This window comes from Holdemanella sp., assembly GCF_056804935.1.
Genome location: NZ_DBMEXE010000088.1, coordinates 1 through 6,218 on the forward strand (window position 1 = coordinate 1; position 6,218 = coordinate 6,218).

General features: G+C 35.8%; 6 protein-coding genes and 1 tRNA gene. All 7 read left to right on the forward strand.

Features of this window, described 5'->3' with window-relative positions; genetic code table 11:
* Window positions 1-94: 94 nt before the first annotated feature.
* Window positions 95-1,957, forward strand: coding sequence for an ABC-F family ATP-binding cassette domain-containing protein (locus tag ACZQCL_RS05340; protein WP_288522496.1), 1,863 nt, complete (start codon window positions 95-97; stop codon window positions 1,955-1,957).
* An 82-nt stretch (window positions 1,958-2,039) separates the two neighbouring features.
* Window positions 2,040-2,115 (forward strand) — tRNA-Lys (locus tag ACZQCL_RS05345).
* A 227-nt stretch (window positions 2,116-2,342) separates the two neighbouring features.
* A complete protein-coding gene (infC, locus tag ACZQCL_RS05350) occupies window positions 2,343-2,894 on the forward strand; it encodes a translation initiation factor IF-3 (protein ID WP_117573680.1) in 552 nt (183 codons plus the stop codon).
* A gap of 13 nt (window positions 2,895-2,907) precedes the next feature.
* Window positions 2,908-3,102: a 50S ribosomal protein L35 gene (gene rpmI / locus ACZQCL_RS05355; protein WP_003865815.1), complete on the forward strand. Its 195-nt coding sequence runs from the start codon at window positions 2,908-2,910 to the stop codon at window positions 3,100-3,102.
* 18 nt (window positions 3,103-3,120) lie between these two features.
* Entirely contained in the window at window positions 3,121-3,480 is a 360-nt protein-coding gene (rplT, locus tag ACZQCL_RS05360) for a 50S ribosomal protein L20 (RefSeq protein WP_118010550.1), read from the forward strand.
* Between the two features lie 266 nt (window positions 3,481-3,746).
* Complete coding sequence (locus ACZQCL_RS05365; RefSeq protein ID WP_117571183.1) at window positions 3,747-3,974, forward strand: DUF1490 domain-containing protein; 228 nt, start codon at window positions 3,747-3,749, stop codon at window positions 3,972-3,974.
* 1 nt (window position 3,975) lies between these two features.
* Window positions 3,976-6,078: a heavy metal translocating P-type ATPase gene (locus ACZQCL_RS05370; RefSeq protein ID WP_333882065.1), complete on the forward strand. Its 2,103-nt coding sequence runs from the start codon at window positions 3,976-3,978 to the stop codon at window positions 6,076-6,078.
* The last annotated feature ends 140 nt before the right edge of the window (window positions 6,079-6,218 follow it).

Below are 6,218 nucleotides of genomic sequence, written 5' to 3' on the forward strand. Positions count from 1 at the left end.
ACAGTGGGGAGCCGTATGCGGGAAAACTGCACGTACGGTTCTTAGAGGAGTTTATCTCCAACTGTTTATTTTAGAGAAGGAGATAAATTTACTTATGAAGTTACAATTAAGTAATATACAAAAGTCATTTGGAGCAAAAACAGTTTTGGCAGGTGCTAACTTTCAAGTGCGTGATAATGAAAAGATTGCGTTGGTTGGTCGTAATGGCTGTGGTAAAACAACATTGATGAAAATTATATGTGGACAGGAACACTATGATTCGGGTTCTCGTATGGTTTTAAATGGTACAAATATTGGGTATTTGGCACAGATTACTTTTGTGGATGAAGAAAAAACAGTGTATGAAGAACTTTTAACGGCTTTTGACAAGGTTCGAGAATTGGAAAAGCAGTTAAATGCCCAGGCAGAAGTGCTTAAAATGGATTCAAGTGAGAAACAACTTGAAAAGTATGATGCATTGCAGACACGTTTTGAGGCATTGAATGGATATCAATATGAGGTGGAATTAAAGAATGTATTTTTCCATTTTCAGTTTGATGAAAGTGATTTAAATAAAAAATTGTGTGAATTTAGTTCTGGACAAAAAACGAGAATTGCGCTGGTTAAACTGTTATTGACAAAACCAGATATCTTATTATTGGATGAACCGACAAACCATTTGGATATTGCAGCTATTGAATGGCTTGAAAATTATGTGAAGCATTATCCTTTCGCGGTTGTTTTAGTGAGTCACGACCGAATGTTCTTGGATCATGTTGTAGATGAAATCGTGGAAATTGAGTTTGGTAAAACTCAAAGATATGTGGGGGATTACTCGCATTATTTGAAGGCAAAAGATGAATATCTAAAAAAGAATCATGAAGCGTATATTCGTCAGCAACAAGAGATTCATCGTTTAGAAGATTTGATTGAAAAATTCCGCTATAAAAAGAATAAGGCCGCTTTTGCCAAGAGTAAGCAGAAATATTTAGATCGCATGGATAGAATTGAAGATAGTACTTCAGATACAAGTCAGATGAAGGCTGTGTTTACTTGCGCAAGAAAAGGTGGTAAGCAGGTTCTTGAAGTGGAAGATTTACAGGTTGGTTATGATAAAGTGCTGTCTGATGTTTCTTTTCAGTTATTGCAAGGACAAAGAATGGCTATCGTTGGTCCTAATGGAATAGGTAAATCAACTTTGATCAAGACTTTGGTGAAAGAACTGCCTGCAATATCAGGTAGCTTTAAATTTGGTCATCAAATTGATGTAGGGTATTTCAATCAGGAAAGTGCTCAGATGAAGTCGAATAAGAATGTATTGGATGAATTGTGGGATATGGATCCGGATGCAACACAAACACAGATTCGTAATACGTTAGCGAGTTTCCTTTTTACACAGGATGAAGTGTTTAAAGAAGTGAATGATTTATCGGGTGGAGAAAGAGTTCGATTGGCTTTGGCAAAATTAATGTTAGAGCATGATAATGTTTTATTATTGGATGAACCTACAAACCACTTAGATATTCCGGCGAAAGAAGCTTTGGAGTCCGCTTTAGAAAAATATGATGGAACAATTCTATTTGTGTCGCATGACCGTATGTTTTTAAAGAAGATGGCTACACGTGTACTAGAAATGGGTTCAATCAGTAAAGTGTATGATTTGAATTACGAAGAGTACTTAGAAAAAAAGGCAAGTAATGAACTTGTGGAATCGGTTGCCAAGGTTGAAAAAGAAGTGAAGCCGCAAACGGTATCTTTCACGGATTTAAAAGCAATTAAGAATCGTGTCGCAAAACTAGAAGTGCTTTTAGAGGAAGCAGAACAAGATTTAGAGGCAATGCGAGAATTGAGATATGAACCAGAATATTATCAAGATTATCGTAAGATGGAAGAGTTAGATGCGAAAATAGATGATAAACACAACGAAATTGCTGCATTGATGCAAGAGTGGGAAGAAAAAATGGCTATGTTGGAATAGGGTGTCAATTCGGCACTCTTTTTTTGAAAAAATAGTTGCATTTAAAAATATGCTGTGGTAATATAAATGGGCACTGATAAATGGACTCTTAGCTCAGCTGGCAGAGCAACTGACTCTTAATCAGTGGGTCTGGGGTTCGAATCCCCAAGAGTCCACCATTTATGTGTTTAAGTCGATTTACTCGGCTTTATTTTTTTGAAAAAAGATATTGAATAAACCATATGTGTGTGGTATTATCAATAAGTAAAAGAAATGGAAAGATAGAAGCACCCCTTCTCACCTGATGTCTAAGGGACATAGGTTTACGGCCAATTCAGTTTGAATTCGTTTAAAAGAGTGATGGGTGTGGAATGCACCCATTTTCTTTTTGGAAAAATGAAAAAGGATGGTGTCGAATATCAATAATAGAAAAGTTGCCCCAAATAATGTAAACGATGATTTGTTTAACGAAAAGATTCCGTTTAGAGAAGTTCTTGTCATCAATGCGAATGGAGAACAATTGGGAGTTATGTCAAAAAAAGAAGCATTGGACATTGCATACAAACAAAATTTAGATTTGTTGTGTGTAGCACCCAAGGCGCGTCCGGCCGTGTGTAAAGTTTTAGACTATGGTCGTTATCATTTCGAACAACAGAAAAAAGCAAAAGAAGCTAAGCGTAAGCAACATGTTGTTGAAGTTAAATCTTTGCGTTTATCGCCGATTATCGATACACACGATTTTGAAACAAAAGTTCGTCAGACGTCAAAATGGATCGAAGCGGGTATGAAAGTAAAGATTGATATGCGATTCCGTGGTCGTTTGATCACTCGCTTGGAAGTTGGTCGTAAGATCATGAATGACTTCATCGAAGCTATGGATGAAGTAGCTATCGTTGAGAAAAAACCTTCAATGGAAGGTAATACGATGTCAACAGTGTTGGCACCTAAAAAGAAGTAAGGAGGACTAGACTATGCCTAAAATGAAGAGCCACAGAGGATTAGCAAAACGTGTAAAAAAGACAGGTTCTGGAAAATTAAAGAGATCTCACGCTTATACATCTCACCGTTTCCATGGAAAGACTAAGAAACAACGTCGTCACTTAGCTAAACCAGGTACTGTACATGCTACAGATTACAAACGTATTAAGGAAATGTTAGTTAAGTAATTAAGGAGGATATAAAGAATGGCAAGAGTTAAAGGTGGAACAGTTTCACGCGCTCGTAGAAAAAAAGTGTTGAAACTTGCCAAAGGATACTTTGGATCAAAACATACATTATACAAAACTGCAAATGAGCAGGTAATGCATTCATTCAGATATGCATTCAACGACCGTCGTAAGTTAAAAGGAAACATGCGTAAAATCTGGATTACACGTATTAATGCAGCTGCACGTATGAATGACTTATCATACTCTCGTTTAATGCACGGATTAAAATTAGCTAATATTGCTATCAACCGTAAAATGTTAAGTGAAATGGCTATTCACGATGCTGAAGGCTTCACTAAACTTTGCGAAGAAGCAAAAGCAGCTTTAAATGCATAATTAAACTGTCGTAAGACAGTTTTTTTGTTTTTTTGTTGACAAATTATTCTGTATAGGGTATAACTTAAGTTGTTAGATGAAACTAACTTTCGCTAAATGCAATTATGGAATCGCTCTTTTCACTTGTTTAATAATTTGATTTCATAAGATGAGGACATTTTAAAAATGTCCTTTTTTGTTTACAAATTAAAAAAGTAAGATTATACTAACTGTAAGTTAGAATCAACTAATTCTAACTTACATTCATAGTTCTTAGGAGGTATATTATGAAAGACGGATGGAAAAACAAAACAATGTGGACATTTATTGGAGGTGCAGCGACAGCTCTAGCTGGGTCTAAGTTTTTAAAAAGTAACACAGCCCATGATTTAGCTGTTAAAGGTTTAGCTGGTGGAATGAAGCTTAAATCGGACACAACTTATAAGTATGAGACAATTAAAGAGGATGCAAAGGATTTATTAGAAGAAGCCAAAGTTCAAAACGAAGGCGAATAAAATGAGTAGTTTTACTATTGCCCATGACATTCCGGGTCGAATGCGAATTCGCTATGGAAAGAATAAGTTTTCTAGTGTTCAGGGCGAAGTTTTAAAAAAGGATCTTTATGCATGGCCTATGATTGAGAGTGTGGAGGTCAACAACGTTACGGGTAGTGTTTTGATGTTGTATGACAAAGCACAAAAAGGCTTGTTACTGAATAAACTAAAGGATTTAGATATCCAATATCTTCAAAATGCAGATACTTCTTCGATTGTAGTTCATTCACAATCACCAGAAGCTATTGCGATGAATCGAGAATATATGAATCGGTTCTTTAAGATTATTGGTAAACGTTATTTCATTAAATGGTTTTTACCAATGGGACTTGGCAATGCGATTACGATTTATAAGTCCATTCAGTTTATTCGAGAAGGATTAAATTCACTTTTACAATGTAAGATCAATGTTCCTTTATTGGATGCCACAAGCATTGGTGTAAGTTTAATTCAAAAGAATTATACGATTGCTGGAAACATCATGATGTTACTAAATATTTCTGATTTGTTAGAAGATTACACACGTAAGAAAACAAAATTGGAATTATCCAATAGTTTATCGATTCAATTTGATAAAGTGTGGATTTTAGAAGATGGTGTAGAACAAGAGATTGCCATGTCTAAGCTTCAAAAAGGGGATGTAGTCATCTCACAAATGGGGTCTATGATTCCAATCGATGGAGAAGTCGTGGATGGAGAAGCAATGATCAATGAATCTAGCTTTACGGGAGAGCCTCTTTCTAAACATGTAAAGAAAAATGACACAGTATTTGCGGGTACTTTAGTTGAAGAAGGTAAACTGTTTATTCGTGTTCGTAATTTACAAGATGAAAGTCGCATTAGTAATATTGTTAAGATGATTGATACAAATGAATCATTAAAGGCAAGTATTCAAGCTAAGGCTGAGCATTTGGCAGATTCTATTGTTCCGTTTAGTTTTTTAGGTTTCTTTGGCGTTTTAGCTTTGACAAGAAATGTAACACGCGCAACATCAGTATTGATGGTGGACTATTCTTGTGCCATTCGATTATCGACTTCCATTGCGGTTATTAGTGCTATGTTAGAAGCTAGTAAACGAAATGTTTTAGTAAAAGGTGGTAAGTATTTAGAGGCAATCAAAGATGCGGATGTGATTGTCTTTGATAAGACGGGTACTTTGACAAACGCAAATCCAACCGTAAAGAAAGTAGTTCCTTTAAATGGGTATACGCGTGATGAAGTATTAAGAATTGCAGCTTGTCTTGAAGAGCATTTTCCTCATAGTGTAGCCAACGCGATTGTAAACCAGGCAAAAAAAGAAGGCTTGATTCATGAAGAAGAGCATGCCAAGGTTGAATATATCATTGCGCATGGTATTGCGACAAGTCTTTATGGTAAGCGTGCCATTATTGGTAGCGATCATTTTGTGTTTGAAGATGAAGGTATCGAAAGAACGAAAGATATAGATGATGTCATTCGTTCTTGTGAAAATGAAGGTGCAGGATCTTTGATTTATCTTGCAATCGACAATCAAGTCGCTGGAATTATCAGTATTTATGATCCTTTAAAGGTTGAGGCAAAACAAGCTATTCATAATTTAAAAACATTAGGAATGACTAAAGTCGTTATGTTGACAGGGGATTGTGATAGTGCCGCAAAAGCAGTGGCTCATGAATTGGATTTAGATGATTATCGTGCATCAGTTTTACCAGAAGATAAGGCTGCATATATTCAGATGTTGAAAGACCAAGGTCATACTGTCATTATGGTCGGAGATGGAATCAATGATACACCAGCTCTATCTACGGCAGATGTTTCTATTTCTATGCAGGATAGTTCAGATTTAGCTCGAGAACTCGCGGACATTACACTTGTTTCAAGCAATTTAAATGAGCTTGTTATACTTCGTCGACTTGCTATGAATTTATTCGAGCGTATTCATGCGAATTATCGTTTTATCGTGGCTTTTAATTCAAGCTTGATTGGACTAGGTGCTTTAGGCTTGATGAGTCCAAACACTACAAGCTTATTACATAATGGAAGTACGTTTGCGATTGCTGCATCATGTACGCGTAATTATTTATAATAAAAACTGGATTTTTTGATCCAGTTTTTTTCTATATAGCCTTTGAAATATATCCAACGTTAGATAAAGTATTGATTAATTCATCTGTTGGATGTTGTTGTTTAGATAATATAGTCACGGTATTATCTTCCGTGTTTACT

Coding starts and splice junctions, on each gene's coding strand:
- ACZQCL_RS05340 (WP_288522496.1), top strand. CDS start 95: ATGAAGTTACAATTAAGTAATATACAAAAGTCATTTGGAGCAAAAACA.
- infC (WP_117573680.1), top strand. CDS start 2,343: ATGGTGTCGAATATCAATAATAGAAAAGTTGCCCCAAATAATGTAAAC.
- rpmI (WP_003865815.1), top strand. CDS start 2,908: ATGCCTAAAATGAAGAGCCACAGAGGATTAGCAAAACGTGTAAAAAAG.
- rplT (WP_118010550.1), top strand. CDS start 3,121: ATGGCAAGAGTTAAAGGTGGAACAGTTTCACGCGCTCGTAGAAAAAAA.
- ACZQCL_RS05365 (WP_117571183.1), top strand. CDS start 3,747: ATGAAAGACGGATGGAAAAACAAAACAATGTGGACATTTATTGGAGGT.
- ACZQCL_RS05370 (WP_333882065.1), top strand. CDS start 3,976: ATGAGTAGTTTTACTATTGCCCATGACATTCCGGGTCGAATGCGAATT.